Here is a 19,893-nt window from a genome sequence, read left to right on the forward strand (position 1 = left end):
CCGAGAACGCACTCGCTCGGAGGCCTTCCGCGTGAGGGCGGGCGAGGCCGTCGACGTCCCGATGATGCACGTGGATTCGCACGCGCTCGCCCACGGCTACTATGACGGCGGGTCGTTCCAGGCCTTGCAACTGCCTTGCGGGTCCGGCGGCCAGTTCGAGATGGTGGTGCTGCTGCCTCGCCAGGACGGTGGGCTGGCCGAACTCGAAGCCGGCCTGACGACGGAGACGCTGGAATCCTGGTGGCCCAGGTTTCGTCGGCCCGAGGAGATCCTCATCGCGCTGCCGAAATTCCGGATCCGTGCGGAAGTGGCGCTCGATGTCTTGCTCTCGGAAATGGGTATGCCCCTGGCATTCGACGGCCGGGCCGACTTCTCGGCGATCAACGGCGAGAGCGGGGATCTCTTCCTCGCCGCGGCTCGGCATGCGACCCTGCTCGACGTTCATGAAGAGGGCATCGAGGCGGCCGCGGCGATGAACTTCATCAATCCCGACGCCTTCGGGGACGAGCCGCCCGTCTTCCGAGCCGACCACCCGTTCGTCTTCCTGATCCGGGACACGCGATCCGGTTGCATCGTGTTCCTGGGCCGGGTCGTGGACCCGTCCGAATCGGGCGATGTGGTGCCGGGCTCCGCAGACGGCCGCTGACCGAAGCGTCGGTAATCGGAGATGATGCCATGGCCTCGCAACGCATCACGGTCGCGAAGTTCGGCGGAGTGTCGGCTGGCGTCGTCATGCGGCGATTGCGGGACTGGAACATCGCGCGTCACCCCGCCTCGGCCGACGAATGGTCGAGCGACCAATGGCCGCCGGAGGTCCGCCTCCAGGTCGACGCCTTCGCCGACCGCTTGCGAGCCAACGCCGTCGGGCCTCCGGTCCTCGCGTACGTGGAGTGGTCCGACCTGTGGTCGATGGGCGACCTGTTCGTCCGCTGGCTCGCCCCGCCCGGCGGCCCTCCGCCCGTCGTCCTTTACGGCGACCGCTTCGAGGTCTACGGCTACGCCTTGCCCGACGACGGGCGATTGATCCGACACCTGGCCGCGGCCGGTCCGCAGCAGTTCCCGGAGTCCGACCAGTACGTCTCTCGGCTGCACGAGACGATCGAAGCCTGGCGGGACTTGACCCGCGAGGCCGCGATCGTCGTACTCCGGGAGGTGGTCGGCGGACTCGTAACGGATGAGGAAGGCGATGAATCCTTGCGCGTCGTGCCGGAATGGCTCGCGGGGCCCTGAGTCCTGAGCGGCTCGACTTGAGGGCCGCCGAGCCGTCGTTTGGGGCCAGGACGCGGCACGACGGGGCCAACCTCGACTCCGACGGGGCATCGCACCAGACACGCTTCAGGAGTCATGCTAAACATGAAAACGTTCATTACGAACATTCATGGCCCCGTCGCACGTGCGGACCCTGAGGCAGAACGATTGCAACTCGAAATCGAAAACTATGTCAAAGAGTTGTGCCTGGATCTGCAAGGCCTTTGCTACATCATTTGCGACCAAGATGCGGAGGTTCTCAGGCGGATTTCCGCGGGCCTGGGACAGCCCGTCGGAATCTGGGGCAACAGCGTTCCGGAGGTTGACGAAACGGGGCAACCATACCTCGAACCCGAAGACAGCGATATCTCGAAGGATTTCAAGCTTTGGGCTGAGGGGGAGAATCAGGAGTATGCGTTAGAGCATGGGGCGTATGCGGGTATGGCATATTTCACTATGGTTATCCCCGCCTTTACCTCGATGGATATTCTTGCTACCATGTATTCCTCGTGTACGGGTTGCAATTGTTACGATTATGTCGTTTGCATGAAGCTCGTTAATCGATTTGTTTCCGTGTTGGATTGGATTTATGTGCCCATGGCCGACCGCGATCTCTCGCTTGTCGTTTCGTCCAGGTCGAATAGGCATTTCATGTATCGCATCCACAGAATCCTTCGGCCGGATGTCGATCTCGCTGAGTGACTGCGTAGCCGTTCACGCGCTGGCGGGATCAGCGAAGGCCACTCCCCGCCTGACCGGTGGGCCAGGATCGCCTCGACGAGGGAGTGGAGCAGGATGAAGGCGGAGGTGGGGCAGTACTCGCAACGGTCGCCGGCGCGCTCCCGGACGATGCGTTCAAGGGATGCAGGCGTCAAGGCCGTTGGCCCGCCTTCTTCAGGGCGAGGAGGGCCTGAGCCCTGAGGATGGACAGGACGTTGTCCGCCTGGACGAAGGATTCCAGCTCTTCCCCCTCTTCGGCCGTGAGGGGGGCTTCCTGCTGCTTTGCCAGCAGGTCGAGGGCTCGACGTTTGTCCTCGTCCCGGATGCCGAGGTTCAGGATGAACCGAGCCCCGTCGGGGGGCATTTCGCCCCCCTTGGCCTCCAGGGCTCGGCTCAGGACGGACGCGCCGGTCGGGGCGTTTCGCGTCGGCATCGGATCCTCCTTACGAGTCGCTCCGTGTTCTCACCGCGCGAATTGTACCACGACCGGCCCCGTTCACCGCGTCGCCTCGGCCGGGTCGATGCGGTAGACGGCGTCGGCGAGCTTGACGATCACGGGCTCGGTGAAGGTAAGGTACTGGTTCCAGTCGGACGACTGGGCGCGGGCGAGGTTGAAGTAGTCGTCGCTGAACTGGCGGACGACCTTCGCGGCGGCCTCGTCCTCGGGCTTCACGGCCGAGTCCACCCAGCGGCCTTCCTTCAGGTAGAACGTCTTGGCGCCCACCTGGCGGACCGTCTCCTTCGCCTCCGGGGCCGGGGCCTGGTCGCGCGGGCGGCCGCCCATGCCGGCCATCATCCCGCCCATTCCCATCATACCGGGGCCGCTAGAGCGGCGTCCCGGCGTGGCCTTGGCGGCGGACTGGCCCTGCTGGGCGGGTGCCTGGCCCACGCCCGCCATCGATCCCATCATGCCCGAGCCGGACGAGCTGAAGCCCCGGCTGAGGGCGGCGTCGGAGAGGGCGAGGGAGTCGACCTGCTGGGCCTCGCGGTAGTAGTTCTTCAGGCCGCGCTGGTTCACGCCCGACTCGCCGCTCACGGCGCTCAGCTCGCGGAGGGCCACGCCGGCGCGCGAGACGTTCTCGGCCCGGGCGTGCAGGGGGGTGGTCTCGTCGGCCAGGAACGAGGTGTAGGGGGTCATCACGCCGTACTGGGTGCTCAGCCGGACCAGCTCCTCGACCAGCTCCTTGTTCTCCCCCTGAAGGTCGATCTGGTCGATGAGGTCGCCGATCCGCCGCACGGCCCAGATCCGCTCGACGAAGCGGTACGTCGTCCCCCGGTCGGCCTCGGCCAGCTCGGCGGGGAATTCGAATGAACGCGACTCGCCGCCGACCTTGCCCGCCACCTTCAGCTTCGTCGGCCCCGAGCGGCGATAGCGACCGGCCAGGACGATCTGGCCGCCGTCGAAGAGGTCGGGAAGCTCGCGCGGGTAGGCGCGGTTCACGTCGGAGTCGGCGAACTCGATCTTCAAGGCGGTCAGCACGGGGCTGGTCATCTTGGAGTAGAAGCGGGCGACGTGGGCCTCGATGTCCTCGTCCGGCTTGACGTACTCGCTGGCGCCGCTGTTCCCGGCGCTCAGGCGGTCGAGGAGCCGGGCGTTCACGTCGAAGCCGACGCCGAAGCTGAACACCCGCGCCTTGCGGACGTTGGCCTTCTTGCAGGCGTCGGCGATCTTCAGCTCATTGGTCTCGCCGGCCGTGGGGAGGCCGTCGGTCAGGAACAGGACGTAGCTCGGCCGCGAGTCGTCGCGGATCAGGTCGACCGCCGTCCGCAGCGCGGCGTCGATGTTCGTGCTCCCCCCCTCGCGGATGTTGTCGACGAACCGCCGGGCCTCGGCGCGGGCCTCGGAGCTGTATCGCTGCAGCTCGGGCTTGTAGGTCTCCACCCGGTCGTCGTACACCACGATGTTGAACAGGTCGTCGTCGCGGAGGTTGTCGAGGACCGAGCCCAGGGCCTTGCGCGCCTGCTCGATCTTCTTGCCCGCCATCGAGCCCGAGCGGTCGAGCACGAAGACGACCGTCTTCGGAAGCGGCTTGGCGTCGGCCGCCTTGACCTCCGGGCTCGCCAAGACGAGGAAGTAGCCGTCGTCGCCGGCCGACGGCCGGTAGCTCAAGACCGAGGCCCCCAGCGCCCCCTCGGCGAGCGTGTAGACAACCCGGAAGTCGTTCGCCGACTCGACGTTCGACCGCTCCAGGCTCACGCGGACGTCGTGGTCGCCGGCGCGGTCGATCCGGGCGTCGTCGCTCGGGCAGAAGACCGATTTGATCGAGTCCTTGCTGCTGATCGCCACCCGCACGTTCAGCTTCTGGATCGCCTTCCCCGCGTGCTTCTGGGTCGAGAGCGGGTACGAGAACTCCACCACGTCCCGGTCGCGTCGGCAGAGCTGCGTGTAGCGGAGCAGCACCTTGCGCTCGGCCCCGGCCGGGATCGGGAAGACGCTGGTCCGATAGAGGCCCCGGCCCATGTATTCGAGGAGCGCGGGGTCGCGCTTGCCCCGGACGATCTCCTCGTAGATGCGGCGGGCCTCGTCCTTGCCGAGCAGGCGGCCGGGCAGCTCCTTGCCGTCGACCATCAGTACGAGGTTCTCGACCACCGCGTCCTCGGGGATCGGGAAGAAGTACTCGGACTCCAGATCCGTCGACCCGGGGTTGTAGAACGTCTGCGAGACCCGCACCTCGGCCGCCTGGTCGCGCACCGTGGCGTCGACGGCGACCTCGCGGATCTCGAACGACCGCCGGATCGGCACCGTGGGGCGTCGGTCGATGATCCAGCCCTGCGCGTTCGCCCTCACGCCCGCCCCCAGCCCCGCCGCAAGCAGCAAGGCCGTCACCACCCGCCCCGATGCGACGTTCCGTCCCGCACTCATGGCCGACTCCCCGGGCGACGCCCGTATCGGAAAGAGATCCAGAGGTCTTCCTCCCCGTTAGACGCACCAGCGTCCGGTTTCTGAGGAGCCGGTCCCCAGGATTCTCCGAATCTCCGTCGGCCGACTCGGGCGGACGAGGCCGCCCAGCTCCTTGAAGGATCACACCGATTTCGCTAGGATGACCGACGCAGCGATTGAGACTCAGGTTCAACAAGGTTGGGTTCGGAGGCCGGCGGGAACCGCTTGATGATGGAGCGCAGTCGAGTTCGCAAGGTCGGCCCGCGATCGTGGCCGATGTTCGTGGCGCTGGGCATGGGGGCGGCCGCGTCGCTCGCGAAGGGGGCCGAATCCCCGGCCGACCCGAAGCCCGTCCCGCCGCCGCCCGCCTCGGCTGAGGAGCGTCGGGCGAGGGCCGCGACGCTGCGGGAGGCCTACTTCAAGTCGTCGGGCGAATGGCCCGCGCCGCAGGTCGACCCGGGCGTCGATTGGCGGGAGTTGGGCCTCCTGCCGGCGCCACCGGCTCCGGCGGAGAACCCGCCGAGCCAGGCCAAGGCCGAGCTGGGCAAGAAGCTCTTCTTCGATCCCCGCGTTTCGGGCAGCGGCCAACTCGCCTGCGCCTCTTGCCACGACCCGGACCTGGGCTGGGCCGACGGCCGGACCACGGCTTATGGCCACCGCCGCGAGCCGCTGAGGCGGAACTCGCCGAGCATCATGAACCTGGCGTTCATGCCGGCGCTGTTCTGGGACGGCCGGGCCGAGAGCCTGGAGGACCAGGCGCGGCAGGTGATCCTCAACCCGTCCGAGATGAGCGCGACGCCCGAGTCGATCGTCGCGTCGCTGGCGGCCGTCCCCGAGTACCGCGAGGCGTATCACGGGGCCTTCGGGTCCGACCGGGTCGACGTCGAGTCCACGGCCAGGGCGCTCGCCGCGTTCGAGCGGACCGTCGTCGGGGGCCGCAGCGCGTTCGACAAGTTCCTGAAAGGCGATCGCGAGGCGCTCTCGGACGAGGCGGTGCTGGGGCTGGACCTCTTCCGGGGCAAGGCCCGGTGCCTCAACTGCCACAACGGCCCGGCCTTCAGCGACGGCAAGTTCCACGACCTCGGCCTCAGCTACTACGGCCGAGAGCTGGAGGACCTGGGGCGGTACAAGGCCACGGGGAAGCCCGAGGACGTCGGCCGGTTCCGCACGCCGAGCCTCCGCAACATCTCGGCGACGGGGCCTTACATGCACAACGGCCTGTTCGAGCTTTCCGGCGTCCTGAACATGTACAACGCCGGCATGGCGACCCTCAAGCGCAAGCCCGAGCAGGCCGACGACCCGCTCTTCCCGACCAAGTCCCCGCTGCTCAAGCCCCTGGGCCTGAACAAGCAGGAGCTGGGCGACCTCCGGGCCTTCCTGGAGTCGCTCGCCGAGCCCAGGCTCCGCGTCCGGGCCCCCGCGCTCCCCGGCCTCGAAGTCGCCCGCCCCCGCTGAACCCCCCGCCTTCGGAGATCGAGAATGCCCGCCGGCCCGCACCGTCCCCCGTTTCGTCGCGCGTTCACGCTGATCGAACTGCTCGTGGTCATCGCCATCATCGCCGTCCTGATCGCGCTTTTGCTGCCGGCCGTCCAGGCGGCGCGCGAGGCCGCCCGGCGCATGCAGTGCGCCAACAATCTCCGCCAGCTCGGGCTGGGGATGCACAACGTCCACACGGCGATGAACAGCTTCCCGATGAACGAGACGAGGCCCGTCACCCGCTACTGGGGGGCGCAGATCATCCCGTACATGGAGCAGGTGAACCTGTTCAACCTCTACAACATCGACGTCAACTACAACACGCCGCCGAACAGCACGGCGATCTCCTATCCGTTGGCGGTCTTCATGTGCCCGTCCACGCCCGAGTCCCCCCGGATGAACCCGGCGTTCCTCGCCGTGCCGGGGCCGGGGATGGACAAGTGGCCGGCCGCGGCGGCCGACTACGCGGCGAGCACCGGGATCTCGTCCAACCTATGGGCGGCGCCCTCGGTCATGAACAGCGGCCCGCCCTTCAGCACCGACGGCGTGCTCCAGGGGAACAATACGGCCGGCCGGCGGAACGTGGCCGAGATCACCGACGGCACCAGCAACACGATCCTGATCGTGGAGTCCGCCGGGCGTCCGCAGATCTGGCGGGCGGGGTTGAAGAAGGTGCCCGGCTCCGGGCTGACGACCGCCAACAGCTCGATCCTCTGCGGCTGGGGCGAGCCCAACGCCTTCAGCATCCGCGGCTACGACCAGGGGGGCGTCGTCAACAAGGGCCGATGCGCCGTCAACTGCTCCAACGTCTACGCCACCTACGCCTTCCACCCCGGCGGGGCCAACATCCTCCTGGCCGACGGCTCCACCCGATTCATCAAGGAGACCGTGGCCATCGAGACCTACGCCGCCCTCCTCACCCGCTCGGGCGGCGAGATCATCTCGGCGGACGCGCACTGACGTCGAGATCGCGCGGTCCGGACCGCCGCCCGAGGCCCTCCTTCCCGGCTTAATCCTCCCGCTTCCGCAGGAGCCGGGGCGTCGCCAGCCAGCGGAGGGCGTGGCGGTCGGCGTCGCGCGAGGGGCGGCGGAGGGCGGCGACGGCGCCCTTCTTGAAGGTGAAGGGCATGGCGTGGGGGTCTCCCAGCAGGAGCAGGCCGAGCAGCTCGTCGAGCGTCGGGTTGTGGCCGACGATCATGAGCGGGGCCTCGGGCTGGAGGCCCAGCCATTCGGCCACGTCGCGCGCGGTCGAGTCGGCGTGGAGCACGGCGGCGACCTCGATCACGCCGGCCATGCCCAGGCCCTCGGCGAGGATCTCGGCCGTCCGCTTCGCGCGGGGCAGGGGGCTCGTGACGATCCGGTCGACGGGGAGGTCCAGGGCGGCCAGGCCGCGGGCGACCTCGCGCATCCGACGCTCCCCCTTGGCGGTCAGCGGGCGCTCGTCGTCGGGGATCCCGGGGGTCCCGTGCTCGACGGCGATCCCGTGGCGGACGATGTACAATTCCCACATGATGACGTCTTTCTTGTTTCCCGGGAAATCGGCGTGATCGACGCCGTTGGACGACGCGACATCGGACGAGGCGAGCGAGGAGGCCGCGGTGGCCGGACGCGCACGCCCGTGGTTTCCGAAGGCTAGTGGACGAAGCGCCGCGACGATAGGAGGCAGGAGGATCCTAGCCCCTGAGGCGCTGCAGGGGAAGGATCGGGAGGGGGCCTTGGCCTGACGCTCCGGGACGAAGGAAGCCGCGGCCGAGCCCGCGACGGTCGTTTCCGAACTGACAAAGGCCACCCGGTTTCGATCCAATCTCGGTAGGCGGTGATTGAGTCGGCTCTCCCGAAGCGAAAGGACGCCGCTCCAGGAGGTTGCAGCCATGGCCCAGGCCGTCCCACGCACGGCCGGCGATGGACGCGACCTTCTTCGTGCTCCGCACGGGGGGCCGGTGGAAAGCCCCGGACGCTGCCGGTCTCTGAACCAGCAGCTCGGCCCGCCGCCGCTTCCGGGAGTGGGCGGAAGTGGGCGTCTTCCAGGGGTGGAAGGCCGAATGCGAGCGGAAGAGGGCAGGACCCTGTCGGATCGCCAGGCCGCTGGTTGGCCGAAGCGTCGATCGAGACCGCGACGGGCCACGCTCGCTTTTCCAGGAGTTCTCTTCGGCCGTGAATGAGAACGGCCCCGGGCTTTTCGAAGCCGGGGCCGTTTGCCTTTCCCGGACGACCGGGAGGTCAACCGCGTCGCCGAGCGCGGCCGACGGCCAGGGCGCCCAGGGCCCCGGTCGCGAGGAGGAGGCACCCGCCGGGTTCAGGGACCGGCGTGATGAACCCGTGGGTGACGCCGTTCACCACGTAGCTGCCGACCAGCTGGCCGCGGTCGTTGATCCCCGAGACGTACGTCGAGGAGCCTCCCGGGACGACGACGCTCGTGATCGCGCCGTCGACGTCTCTGATGAGGCCGGTGGCGATCGTCACGAATCCGCTGCTGGTGAAGAAGCTCACGACCGAATATCCCACGGCCGTCCCGACGTCGTTGAGACCGGTCCCGAAGGTCGCCATGCTCTGCTCGACGGCGTACGTCGTGATGCCGCCGTCGCTGGCGCGAAGGTAGCCGTAGAACGTCAGGCCGTCGAAGTAGAAGCCCGACACTTCCCCCTGGTCGTTGATGCCCTGCGCGTACGTCCAGGACGCGCCGGGGACGTCGAACGTCGAGAATGTGCCGTCCGCCGCGCGAATGAAGCCGTGGAAGTCGAAGGCGCCGCTGAGCGAATAAGTCCCGGCGATCTGCCCGAGGTTGTTCACGGCCCCGGCGTAGGTCGCGACCGCCCCCGGGACGACGAAGGGGGTGATCGTCCCGTCGACGCCCCGCTCATACCCGCCGAATCCCAGCCCGGTGTCGAAATAGCCGACGACGGTCCCGCCGTCGTTGATCCCCTTCCCGTAGGTCGACAGGGCTCCCGCCACGTCGAAAGCGGAGATCGAGCCGTCGGCCAGGCGGATGAAGCCGTGCGAAGTCCCGCCGACCGCGTAGGTGCCGACAGCGACCCCCATCTCGTTCACCCCCTCAAGGACGGTCGACGTGGCCCCCGGGACGTCAACGGTCGTGAACGACCCGCCTTGCGCCCCCCGCGCCCCGAGAATGCCGGAAACGATCAACAATCCTTTCGCAACCGCGAGCGCACGATTCATCGAGGATGCTCCCTGAAGGCCCGGGCCGATGGGCTGAGGCGGGACCGGTCGGTTTCGCGGTCGACGACCGCTCGGGGATGGGGAAGCGAGGGCTTCCGGAAACTCCGCCGCGAGGCGAGGCCGCGCCCCGCAGCAGAGCCTAGGGGCACGAACAAGTTCCTCATCCTCCCCTTGCGATCGCAAATGCACAATTGCAACCACCGCCCCCGCTGTCAAGCCGACGCGGCCCGAACCTGGCACCAACCCAAGCGTGACGATCTGGCAGGGTCATTTTAGTCGAACTCGGGCAACCTTCGATGCAAAATCTCCCCTTGCAGGTGTTTTGGGCGACCGGGCGGTTCGAAAACCCCACGCGGTCGGGCGGTCGGCAGGCGGAATCGCCGACGACGGGCCCAGGGGCGGGCACCCCGGTCGGCCGCCGCGGGGCCGCGTTCGATTCCGCCAGTCCGAAGCGTTCGGAAAAGAAATCCGGCGTTTCGAAATAAAAGTTAGATTTCGTTTGACTCGCCTCGGGCGCGACGATTAACTGATCAGTCGATATGCCTGATGAGGAAACATGCTGGTCCCTTGATAGCCTGATTCGCTCAGACATGATGAGTCTTATGGAATCAGGACATATTGGAAACTAATTCCTTTCGACGAGGATCGGGACCTCTCGGTCGGACGAGTCGCAAGGGCGAAGCGCGCCTGAAGACACCTTGACGAGCGGCCGCCCGCACCTCCCTTCGCGGGCGAGGCCGCCGATCCATCGCAGGGGGAGGCCCCGCCGCGCCGAGGCTGCGCCGGGCCTCTCGCCCCGTACTCGCGACGACCGAGCGAGGCGCATGGTCGCGCCTGCGTCCGGCCCGGATCCTGTCGGTCGATCCAAGGAAGGAGGCGTCCCCAGACGAGCAGCGGTTCGGCCGGCGTCGGCCGAGGTCACAAGGAGATCCTCCCATGTCCCTTTCCGTTTCCCGGCGGCGTCAGGGCGGCTCGTCACAGGCTCGTCGCGGAGGCTCTCGTGGCGACCGGGCCAGGGCCGCGGGCGGGTTCCGGCCGATCCTGCTCGATCTCGAGGATCGGACCCTGATGGCGACCTTGATCGTCACCAGCGTCGCGGACGCGGGCCCGGGGTCCTTGCGGGGCCAGATCGCGGCGGCGGCCGCGGGGGACGTGATCCGGTTCGACAACGCGCTCGTGGGCCGCACGATCACGCTCACCACCGGCGAGCTGGTGATCTCCCGGGACGTGTCCATCATCGGCCCGGGGTCGAATCGCCTGACGATCAGCGCGGCGTTGAATTCGCGGGTGATCCTCGTCGCCCCCGCGCAGCCGGCGCCCGGGATCGCGGCGACCGCCCTGATCGACGTGACGATCGCCGGCCTGACGATCACCCAGGGGCGGGCGACGAGCAGCTCGCCGAACGGGAGTCGGGGGGGCGGCGTCTACGCCAGCTCGGCCGACCTGAGCCTGACCGACGTGATCCTCGTCGGCAACGAGGCCAAGGGCTCGCCCGGCTCGATCGGCGCCGCCGGGGCCAACGGGGTCGACGGGACCGACAGCACGCAAGGCAACGGGACGAACGGCACGAGCGGCGGGAGCGGGGGGGCGGGCGGCTCCGGCGGCCAGGCCTTCGGGGGCGGGATCTTCCTGACCGGGGGGGACCTCACGCTGACCGACAGCACCCTGGCGTCGAACGCCTCGTACGGCGGCCCGGGGGGCTCGGGCGGTGCCGGCGGCAACGGAGGCGCCGGGGGCGACGGCACCCTGAGCCTGACGACGGCCGGCGCGGGGGGCAACGGCGGCGACGCCGGCAACGGAGCCAACGCGGGCTCGGGCGGCTCCGGCGGCTCGGGATACGGCGGCGGCGTCTATTTCGCGGGCGGGTCCCTCACGGCGACCCGGACCCTGGTCACGTCGAACCTGGCGGTCGGCGGGCCGGGGGGCCACGGCGGGCTCGGCGGCGCGGGGGGCGCCGGGGGGGTCGGCTCGCTCTCCGCGAACATCGCCGACCGGAGCGGGAGCAGCCAGGGGGGCAACGGCGGCGACGCCGGCCGCGGCGGCAACGGGGGGTCCGGCGGCGCGGGCGGGTCGGGCCTCGGCGGCGGCATCTACGTCGCGAGCGGGAACCTGTCGGCGGCCGCGAGCATCATCTCGGCCGACCAGGCCCGGGGCGGGGCCGGCGGGCGCGGCGGGAACGCCGGCGCCGGCGGGGCCGGCGGATCGGGGACGCGGTTCGAGGTCGCCTTCTCGTTCGTCGTGAACACCCTGGCCGACCCGATCAACGGCGCGGGGGGCCACGGCGGCAACGGCGGGGCCGGCGGATCGGGGGGCGCCGGGGGCGCGGCGCTCGGCGGCGGGATCTTCTCGGCCGGCGGCAACGTCGTGATCGCGGGGTCGCAGATGACGGCGGACCAGGCCGTCGCCGGGGCCGGCGGCGCCGCGGGGTCCGGCGGGAACGCCGGGGCCGGCGGCGGCGGCTTTGACTTCTCGCTGACCGTGAACGTCACCGTGAACGTCGACATCAGCGTCGGGGCCGACGCCGAGCAGGTCTGCGACCTGCTGGTCGCGGCCAACGGCGTGCAGGAGGTCCGCAATCGGGAGACGGGCGAGATCTGCACGGACTGCATCTCGGACTTCGACTTCTCCGTCCAGTCCGCGGACCGGAGCGGGAAGGGGGGCAACGGCGGGAGCGGCGGCGCGGGCGGGGCCGGTGGGGTCGGGGGCCGGGCCGAGGGCGGGGCCGTGTACGTCTCCAACAACGAGACGAGCGCGAACGTCGTCGCGATCAACGGCACGACGATCGCCACGGCCCAGGCGGTCGCGGGCGCGGGGGGCACCGCGGGGAACGCGGGTTCGGGCGCCGGCGGCGGTTTCGGGGCCCAGATCCTCGACACGATCACGGTCACGGTCGACGTGAACGTGGACATCACCGTGGTCGTGGAGTTCTGCCTCTTCGTGCCCGTCGGGACGAGCGTGGAGACCAAGGTCACCACCAACACGACGATCACCGACAACCCGATCATCAACGGCGTCGGCGGGATCGGCGGGGCCGCCGGGACGGGCGGTCGCGGCGGCGACGGCGGCGACGCCCGGGGCGGGGCGGTGTTCGCCTCGGGGCGGGGCGTCGGCTTCGTGAACAGCCAGATCAGCGGCTCGCAGGCCGTCGGCGGGTCGGGCGGCGGGGGCGGGGCCGGCGGCTCGGCGGCGAACGACGGGCTGACGATCCTGGCGTTCAAGACCCTCGCGGTCGGCAACGGCGGGGCGGGCGGCGTCGGCGGCGTCGGCGGCGACGCCTCGGGCGGCGGGCTCTACGTCGTGAGCGCGCCGCTCGTCGTATCGAACAGTACCATCGGCACGTCGTCGGCCCTGGCCGCCTCGGGGGGCTCCGGAGGTGCCGGCGGCGCCGGCAACTTCGCCGTCAACAGCAGCACCACGGCCGCCGACGGCGCGAGCGGCGGGGCCGGCGGCCGGGCCGCGGGGGGCGGGATCTACTACTCCGGGCCGCAGCTCGCGATCGGCGGGTCGACCCTGTCGAACGACGCGGCGGCCGGCGGGGCCGGCGGGGCCGGCGGGCAGGGGGGCTCGGGGGGCGTGGTGCTCCTCTTCGACGGCACCACCCAGATCGCCCGCAACGGCGACGGCGGGCTCGGCGGCGCGGGCGGGGCCGGCCTCGGCGGCGGCCTCTTCAACGACGCCGCGGCCGCGACGGTCTCGGCCAGCACGTTCCAGGCGAACGCGGCGACCGGCGGGGCCGGCGGCGCGGGGGGCGGCGGGGGCGGCTTCGGCCTCCTGATCAACAGCTCGCCCGAGCCCGCCGCGATCAATCCGGGCGTCCAGGCGGGCGTCGGCGGGAACGGCGGCGTGGGCGGCCTCGGGGCCGGCGGCGGCATCTACAACGTCGCCAACTCCCGGCTGCCGGCGACGCTGGTGCTGTCCCTGCCGGTCTCGATGACCGGCAACGCCGCGACCGGCGGGGCCGGCGGCGCGGGGGGCGCCGGCGGCGCGCTCAACATCAAGGTGAACGCGGGGGCGGCGAACGGCTCCGACGGCGGCCTCGGCGGGGCCGGCGGCTCGGGGCTCGGGGGCGGGCTGTACAACCCCACGTCGCTCGTCACCTTCTCCACGGCGGTCGCCCCGGCGGCGACGGCTGCCGCGACCCCGGCGATCTTCACCCTCACCGGCAACCGCGCGACCGGCGGGGCCGGCGGCGCGGGGGGCTCGGCGAGCTTCCTCGGCGGCGTGGTCGTCGGCGCCTCGGCGAACGTCCTGGGGGCGACGGGGGGCCGGGGAGGCTCCGGCGGCGCGGGGCAGGGGGGCGGGATCTGGAACGCGCCCGGCAATTTCGCGTTGCCGGCCTCGTCCGTCGTGACGACCAACGCGGCGACCGGCGGGGCCGGCGGCGCGGGGGGAGGCGGCGGCACCCTGAGCAGCATCTCGACGAATCCTACGAATCAGGCCGCCGGGATCGTCGTCTCGGGCGGGTCCGGCGGGCTCGGCGGGCTCGGCGGCGCGGGCCAGGGGGGCGCGCTCTACAACACCGGGGCCAATCTCCAGATCTTGGCACTGAGCGGGGCGACCGGGAACACGGCGACCGGCGGCGCCGGCGGCGCGGGGGGGCTCGGCAGCCTGATCGGCAGCCTGCTGGGGACGCCCTTCGTCGTGGCGATCGGCGGGGCCGGCGGCGCGGGGAACCGCGGCGGCGACGGCTCGGGCGGATTCGTCTTCAACACGGGCTCGGGAATGCTCGTCCAGTTGAGCGAGCTGAGCGGAAACTCGGCGACCGGCGGCGCCGGCGGCTCCGGCGGCGCGGGGAGCCTCGTGGCCAGCCTCATCAGCATCCCTTTCAGCAGCGGGATCGGGGGCGCCGGCGGGGCCGGCGGGGCCGGCGGGCACGGCTCGGGCGGCGCGGTCTTCAACTCGGGGACCGGCCTGCGGATCGTCCAGAGCACCCTGGCGAACGACGCGGCGACCGGCGGGGCCGGCGGCGCGGGGGGGCTCGGCGGCACGGGCGCGATCATCAACATGGGCGACATCCCCAACGGCTTCACGCTCGGCAGCGCCAACGCGGGCGCCGGCGGCGCGGGGGGGCGGGGAGGCGATGGCCGCGGCGGGGCGCTGTACAACACGGCGTCGGGCCTGGCGATCACGAACGGCCTGTTCACGGGAGATCGGGCCGCGGGCGGGGCCGGCGGCGGCGGCGGGCTCGGCGGCTTCGGGGGATCGATCGCCATCCTCGCGCAGTCCGGCAACGCCTCGGGCGGCAACGCGAACGGCGGACGGGGCGGGGCCGGCGGCGCCGGCGGCGACGGCCTCGGCGGCGCGATCTACAATACGTCTTCCGCCGCGGTCATCCTGAACAGCCCCCTGAATGCGAACTCGGTGATCGGCGGAGCCGGCGGGAGCGGCGGGCTCGGCGGCTTCGGGGGCTCGATCGGCGTCACGGCCTATCGCGGCAACGCGGCCGGCGGCTCCGCCCTCGGCGGCGACGGCGGCGACGGCGGGGCGGGCGGCGACGGCCTCGGCGGCGCCCTCTACAACACCGGCGCCAACCTGATCTACAACATCGCACCGCCGGCCGAGGGCATCCCCAGCCCGATCGGCCAGGCGACGCCCGGGGCGAAGTTCGACCCGGGCAACCTCAATTTCCTGATCGGAAACGCGGCGACCGGCGGGGCCGGCGGCGCGGGGGGCGCCGGCGGGGCCGGCGGGACGGTGGCCGTCCAGTCGTTCGTCGGGACGATCAGCCGGGGCTCGAGCGACGGCGGAGACGGCGGTGGCGGGGGGGCCGGCGGCGACGGCCTCGGCGGGGCGATCCACAACACCGGGTCGACCTTCACGGTCTCGGCGTTCACCCCGCTCGGGGGGGCGCCGGCGGCGGGCCCTGGCGCGCTCGGGTCGTCGATCCTGCTGAACCTCCTGAACGCCAACACGGCGACCGGCGGGGCCGGCGGCGCGGGCGGCGGCGGGGGCAACGACGGCTCCCTGAGCTTCATCGGGACCGAGGCCAACGGCCCGGTCGGCGGCGACGGCGGCGACGGCGGATGGGGAGGAGCGGGCGCCGGCGGCGCGATCTACAATTCCGCCTCGTCCTTCGCCGTGCTGGGATTCAGCTCGCTGAGGACGACCGCGACGATCGATCTCGGCCCGCCGATCCTGCTCGCCCAGAGCCTGGCGTCCGGCCTGTCCTTCTCGGTCCAGTACAACGCGCTGGACGACAACACGGCCCGAGGCGGCGCGGGGGGCGCCGGCGGGGCCGGCGGCGGCAACGGCGGGCTCAGCACCTCGGGCGGCAACGCCAACGGCAGCAACCGCCGCGGCGGGAGCGGCGGCGATGGCGGCGGCGGCGGTTACGCCGCCGGCGGGGCCGTCGAGAACTTCGGGTCCAACTTCACCGTCGCGGCGTTCAGCACGCTCGCGGGCTCGCGCGGCCCCAACAACAGCGCGCTCGCCACGCGGGCCGTCGCGGCGACCCCCAGCCCGCTCACGTTCCTCACGGTGGGGGTCCGCTCCCTCTCCGGGAACAAGGCGATCGGCGGGGCCGGCGGCGCGGGCGGTGCCGGCGGCGGCAACGGCGGGCTCACGGCGAGCCTCGGCAACGCCGACGGCGGCGTCGGCGGCGACGGCGGCTGGGGGGGGGACGGCGGCGACGCCTACGGCGGGGCCGTCGCCAACTCCGGCGCGAACTTCCTCTCGACGATCTTCAGCGCGACCCCGTGGTCCGGCGGCGGGGGCGCGAGCGTGCCCGCCGTCTCCAGCCCGCTCGTGCGGCTCTTCTCGCTGACGGTCAACGTCACCGACCTGTCCGACAATTCGGCCCAGGGAGGCGCGGGGGGCGTCGGCAGGGCCGGCGGCGGAAACGGCGGCGTCGCGGTTATCGGCCAGGCCCGAGGCGGGCGCGGCGGCGACGGCGGCGGCGGCGGCTGGGGCGGCGACGCCTACGGCGGGGCCGTCGACAACGACGGCGTGAACTTCCGCTCGCTCGTCTTCAGCGCGGTCGACGGCCGGTTCGACTCGCAGTCTTCGATCCAGAAGCTCTTCGTGGACTTCGCGACCTTGAACGTGCGCAACCTCTCCGGCGACTCCGCCGTGGGCGGGGCCGGCGGCGCGGGCGGGGCCGGCGGCGGCGACGGCGGCGTCTATCTGCAGAACCCCGGAACGCCCAACCCCGGCCCCCCGATCTCCCTCGACGTGCCGGGAGGCTTCGGCGGCCACGGCGGCGCGGGGGGATCCGGCGGCGACGCCTACGGCGGGGCGATCGACAACTCCGCCGACGGCTTCCTCATCGCGGTCTTCAGCACGGTGATGAACTCCTCGAACGGGTCGAGCACCGCCGCGACGGTCGGGCCCGAGGTCTTTATGAGCGGGCTGACCGTCAACCTCACGACGCTGTCGGACGACTCGGCGATCGGCGGGGCCGGCGGGAACGGCGGCCTCGGCGGCGGCAACGGCGGCGTGACCCTGACCACGCTGCACGCCAACGGCGGGGTCGGCGGCGACGGCGGCGCGGGGGGCGACGGCGGCGACGCCGCGGGCGGTGCCGTGAACAACAGCGGCGACGGCTTCATCGTCGCCAAGTTCAGCACCCTGGCCGTGGCGGCCTACACCACGCCCCGGATCAACATCTCGATCGGCACGGCGAACATCGTCATCCGCGAACTCTCCGGCGACAAGGCCGTGGGCGGGGCCGGCGGCGTCGGCGGCGGCGGCGGGGCCAACGGCGGAGTGGGCGACGCCGACGGCGGGATCGGCGGCGACGGCGGCGCGGGCGGGGACGGCGGCGACGCCCTCGGCGGGGCCATCCGCAACGGCGGGCTCAGCCGGGAGGACGGCGAAGGGACCGGCGACTTCCCCGGCGGCGACGGCTTCACCATCGCCGACTTCAGCTCGATCACCATGGTCAAATCGGGCGGGGTGGTCGTGGCCGGACGGGTCGCCGCGACGCCGTACAGCCCGCTGTTCAACGTCTCGGTCGCCAACCTGACCATCGCCGACGCGAACCTCGTGAACGACCAGGCGATCGGCGGGGCCGGCGGCGCCGGAGGGCTGGGCGGCGGCAACGGCGGCCAGAACCTGGGCGTCGGCAACTCGAACGGCGGCGTCGGCGGGGCCGGCGGCGCCGGAGGAGACGGCGGGGACGCGTCGGGCGGGGCGATCGACAACACGGGCGACGGCTTCGTGATCGCGAAGTTCAGCACCCTGAGCAACGCCTATCCGACCGAATACGTCGGGGTCGCCAACGTGGTCCCGGTCTCCATCTATCAGCGGGTCAACATGAGCATCACCCTCGGGCTGCTCACCGACGACTCGGCGATCGGCGGGGCCGGCGGCGCCGGGGGCCTCGGCGGCGGCAACGGCGGGGTCACCGCCGGCAAGAACGTCAACGGCGGCACGGGGGGCGACGGCGGGGCGGCCGGCGACGGCGGGTCGGCCCGCGGCGGCGCGATCCGCAACCATCCGGTGGTCGACCAGACGCCGCTGCGGATCGTGGTGGGCGACGTGGTCACGGCGGTCGCCAGCGGCAACCCCATCAACAGTTTCTACACGACCGTGTTCAACATCGCGGCGCGGTTCGACGCCCTGTCGCGCGACTCGGCGATCGGCGGGGCCGGCGGCAAGGGAGGTCAGGGCGGCGGCAACGGCGGCCAGACCGCCTCGGGCAACGCAAACGGCGGCATGGGCGGCAACGGCGGGGCCGGCGGCGACGGCGGCTCGGCGACCGGGGGCGCCCTGGACAACACGGCCGCGAACTTCGTGATCCCGGCCTTCTACAAGCTGGTCGGCAACCGGGCGAACGGCGGCGCCGGCGGCGCCGGCGGCGACCACGGCGGCAAGGGGGGCTTCACCTTCTTCACCGGCTACAACGACCCCGGCGTCGGCGGGAACGGCGGCGACGGCGGCGACGGCGGCTCCGCGACCGGCGGGGCGATCTTCAACCAGGGAGCCGGGTTCTCGGTCGGGGCGCAGGCGGCGTTCACGAACGACCAGGCCAACGGCGGCGCGGGCGGCGCCGGCGGGGCGGGGGGCGCCTACTGCGGCGACTCCCGGATCCGCGGCGACGGCGGCGACGGCGGGAACGGCGGCGCGGCCGGAGGGGGCGCGATCGCCAACCAGGGCGACGGCTTCACCCTGGCGGCCCCCAGCTCGTTCAGCAGCGACCGGGCCGTGGGCGGGGCCGGCGGGAACGGCGGCAACGGCGGGCCCTCGCCGCAGGGGGGGACGAACGGCGGCGACGGCGGGGACGGCGGCGACGCCAGCGGCGGCGCCATCCTGAACGTCGCGCTCAACTTCAAGGCCACCACCGCCAGCTTCCTCTTCGACGACGCGATCGGCGGCAACGCCGGCAACGGCGGCCGGGGCTTCGGCGCGGGCGTGGGCGGCGACGGCGGCGACGGCGGCGACGCGCTGGGCGGGTCGGTCGCCTCGCTGGGGTCGATCACTTTGGCGGAGGGCTCGATGTCGCTCGGCAACGCCAACGCCGGCAACGGCGGCTCCGGCTGGACCGGGGGGGCGGGCGGCTCGGCGATCGGCGGCGGCATCCTCGCGGCCGGCGGGCTCCGCCAGGGGGGCGGCCTGAGCCTGAGCAAGTTCACGGTCACCTTCACCGCGGCCCGAGGAGGCGCGGGGGGAGCCGGCACGATCAAGGCCGGCGGGGCCGGCGGGGCCGCGGCCGGCGGGGGCGTGGCCATCCTCTCGGGCGTGGCGACGATCGACGCCTCGTCCCTGGGCAACAACCAGGCGCTCGGCGGCTCCGGGGGGAGCGGCGGGGCGGGGATGGCCGGCGGCGCCGGCGGCTCCGCGACCGGCGGCGGCCTGGCCTCGGCCGGGACGACCACGGTCACCGGGACCACCGTCTCCGGGAACGTCGCGCAGGGGGGCAACGGCGGCGGCGCGGCCACCGGCGGGACCGGCGGCGCGGGCGGCGACGCCCTCGGCGGCGGCATCGGGGTCGCCGGCGGCAGGCTGACGTTCAAGGGGGGCTCGGTCGTGTCGAACACGGCCCGGGGGGGCAATGGCGGGAGCGCGGCCTTCAAGGGCGTCGGCGGCGCGGGGGGCAACGGCTACGGCGGCGGCGTGCACGTCTCCGGGGTCGCCGCGGTCGACCTGATCGACGCGGCCATCGGCGCGTTCTTCGCCGGCAACCAGGCGATCGGCGGCTCGGCCGGCTCCGGGGGCTTGCTGGGCGTGAACGGCGCCGGCGGCAAGGGCGTCGGCGGGGGCCTGTTCCTGACCGTCGCAGGGTCGACGAAGAAGAACACGACGGTCGCCTTCAACGCGGCGTCCACGAGCGACAACGACATCCACGGTCCCATCACCAACCTGTGAGGTTTCGATCCTTTGATGAACCGTGAGACGTTGCGAAGGAAAGCGGTCGCGCCGACCCGAGTCGTCTCGTCCCCCCGCGGCCGCGC

At 72.1% G+C, this 19,893-nt stretch carries 10 protein-coding genes; 6 read left to right on the top strand and 4 right to left on the bottom strand.

Annotated elements, in window-relative coordinates; translation table 11 throughout:
- From G6O68_RS27725 to G6O68_RS27735, 3 genes are all read left to right on the top strand, one after another.
- Window positions 1–646, top strand: a 646-nt coding sequence (locus G6O68_RS27725; protein ID WP_165252296.1) for a serpin family protein, incomplete at its 5' end; no start/stop codon positions are given.
- Window positions 647–675: 29 nt separating this feature from the next.
- On the top strand, window positions 676–1,230 hold the full coding sequence (locus G6O68_RS27730; RefSeq protein ID WP_165252298.1) for a hypothetical protein: 555 nt from the start codon (window positions 676–678) through the stop codon (window positions 1,228–1,230).
- A 123-nt stretch (window positions 1,231–1,353) separates the two neighbouring features.
- Window positions 1,354–1,950, top strand: coding sequence for a hypothetical protein (locus G6O68_RS27735; protein ID WP_165252300.1), 597 nt, complete (start codon window positions 1,354–1,356; stop codon window positions 1,948–1,950).
- Between the two features lie 169 nt (window positions 1,951–2,119).
- On the opposite strand, the gene G6O68_RS27740 is transcribed toward G6O68_RS27735, so the two are convergent.
- Both G6O68_RS27740 and G6O68_RS27745 read right to left on the bottom strand, forming a co-directional pair.
- Window positions 2,120–2,401, bottom strand: coding sequence for a hypothetical protein (locus tag G6O68_RS27740; RefSeq protein ID WP_165252302.1), 282 nt, complete (start codon window positions 2,399–2,401; stop codon window positions 2,120–2,122).
- A gap of 63 nt (window positions 2,402–2,464) precedes the next feature.
- Entirely contained in the window at window positions 2,465–4,831 is a 2,367-nt protein-coding gene (locus G6O68_RS27745) for a VIT domain-containing protein (RefSeq protein ID WP_165252304.1), read from the bottom strand.
- Window positions 4,832–5,077: 246 nt separating this feature from the next.
- Between G6O68_RS27745 and G6O68_RS27750 the strand changes: the two genes are divergently transcribed.
- Together G6O68_RS27750 and G6O68_RS27755 are read left to right on the top strand one after the other, a co-directional pair.
- Window positions 5,078–6,304 (top strand): cytochrome-c peroxidase, encoded by a 1,227-nt coding sequence (locus G6O68_RS27750; RefSeq protein WP_206108228.1) that lies wholly within the window; start codon window positions 5,078–5,080, stop codon window positions 6,302–6,304.
- A 24-nt stretch (window positions 6,305–6,328) separates the two neighbouring features.
- Complete coding sequence (locus G6O68_RS27755) at window positions 6,329–7,285, top strand: DUF1559 domain-containing protein (RefSeq protein WP_165252306.1); 957 nt, start codon at window positions 6,329–6,331, stop codon at window positions 7,283–7,285.
- Window positions 7,286–7,334: 49 nt separating this feature from the next.
- On the opposite strand, the gene sixA is transcribed toward G6O68_RS27755, so the two are convergent.
- Together sixA and G6O68_RS27765 are read right to left on the bottom strand one after the other, a co-directional pair.
- Window positions 7,335–7,835, bottom strand: coding sequence for a phosphohistidine phosphatase SixA (gene sixA / locus G6O68_RS27760; protein WP_165252308.1), 501 nt, complete (start codon window positions 7,833–7,835; stop codon window positions 7,335–7,337).
- A 710-nt stretch (window positions 7,836–8,545) separates the two neighbouring features.
- On the bottom strand, window positions 8,546–9,364 hold the full coding sequence (locus G6O68_RS27765; protein ID WP_165252310.1) for a hypothetical protein: 819 nt from the start codon (window positions 9,362–9,364) through the stop codon (window positions 8,546–8,548).
- Between the two features lie 1,206 nt (window positions 9,365–10,570).
- Here G6O68_RS27765 and G6O68_RS27770 point away from each other — a divergent pair.
- Entirely contained in the window at window positions 10,571–19,807 is a 9,237-nt protein-coding gene (locus tag G6O68_RS27770) for a hypothetical protein (RefSeq protein ID WP_165252312.1), read from the top strand.
- The last annotated feature ends 86 nt before the right edge of the window (window positions 19,808–19,893 follow it).

The organism is Paludisphaera soli, assembly GCF_011064595.1.
In the GTDB taxonomy this organism is placed as follows: Bacteria; Planctomycetota; Planctomycetia; order Isosphaerales; family Isosphaeraceae; genus Paludisphaera; species Paludisphaera soli.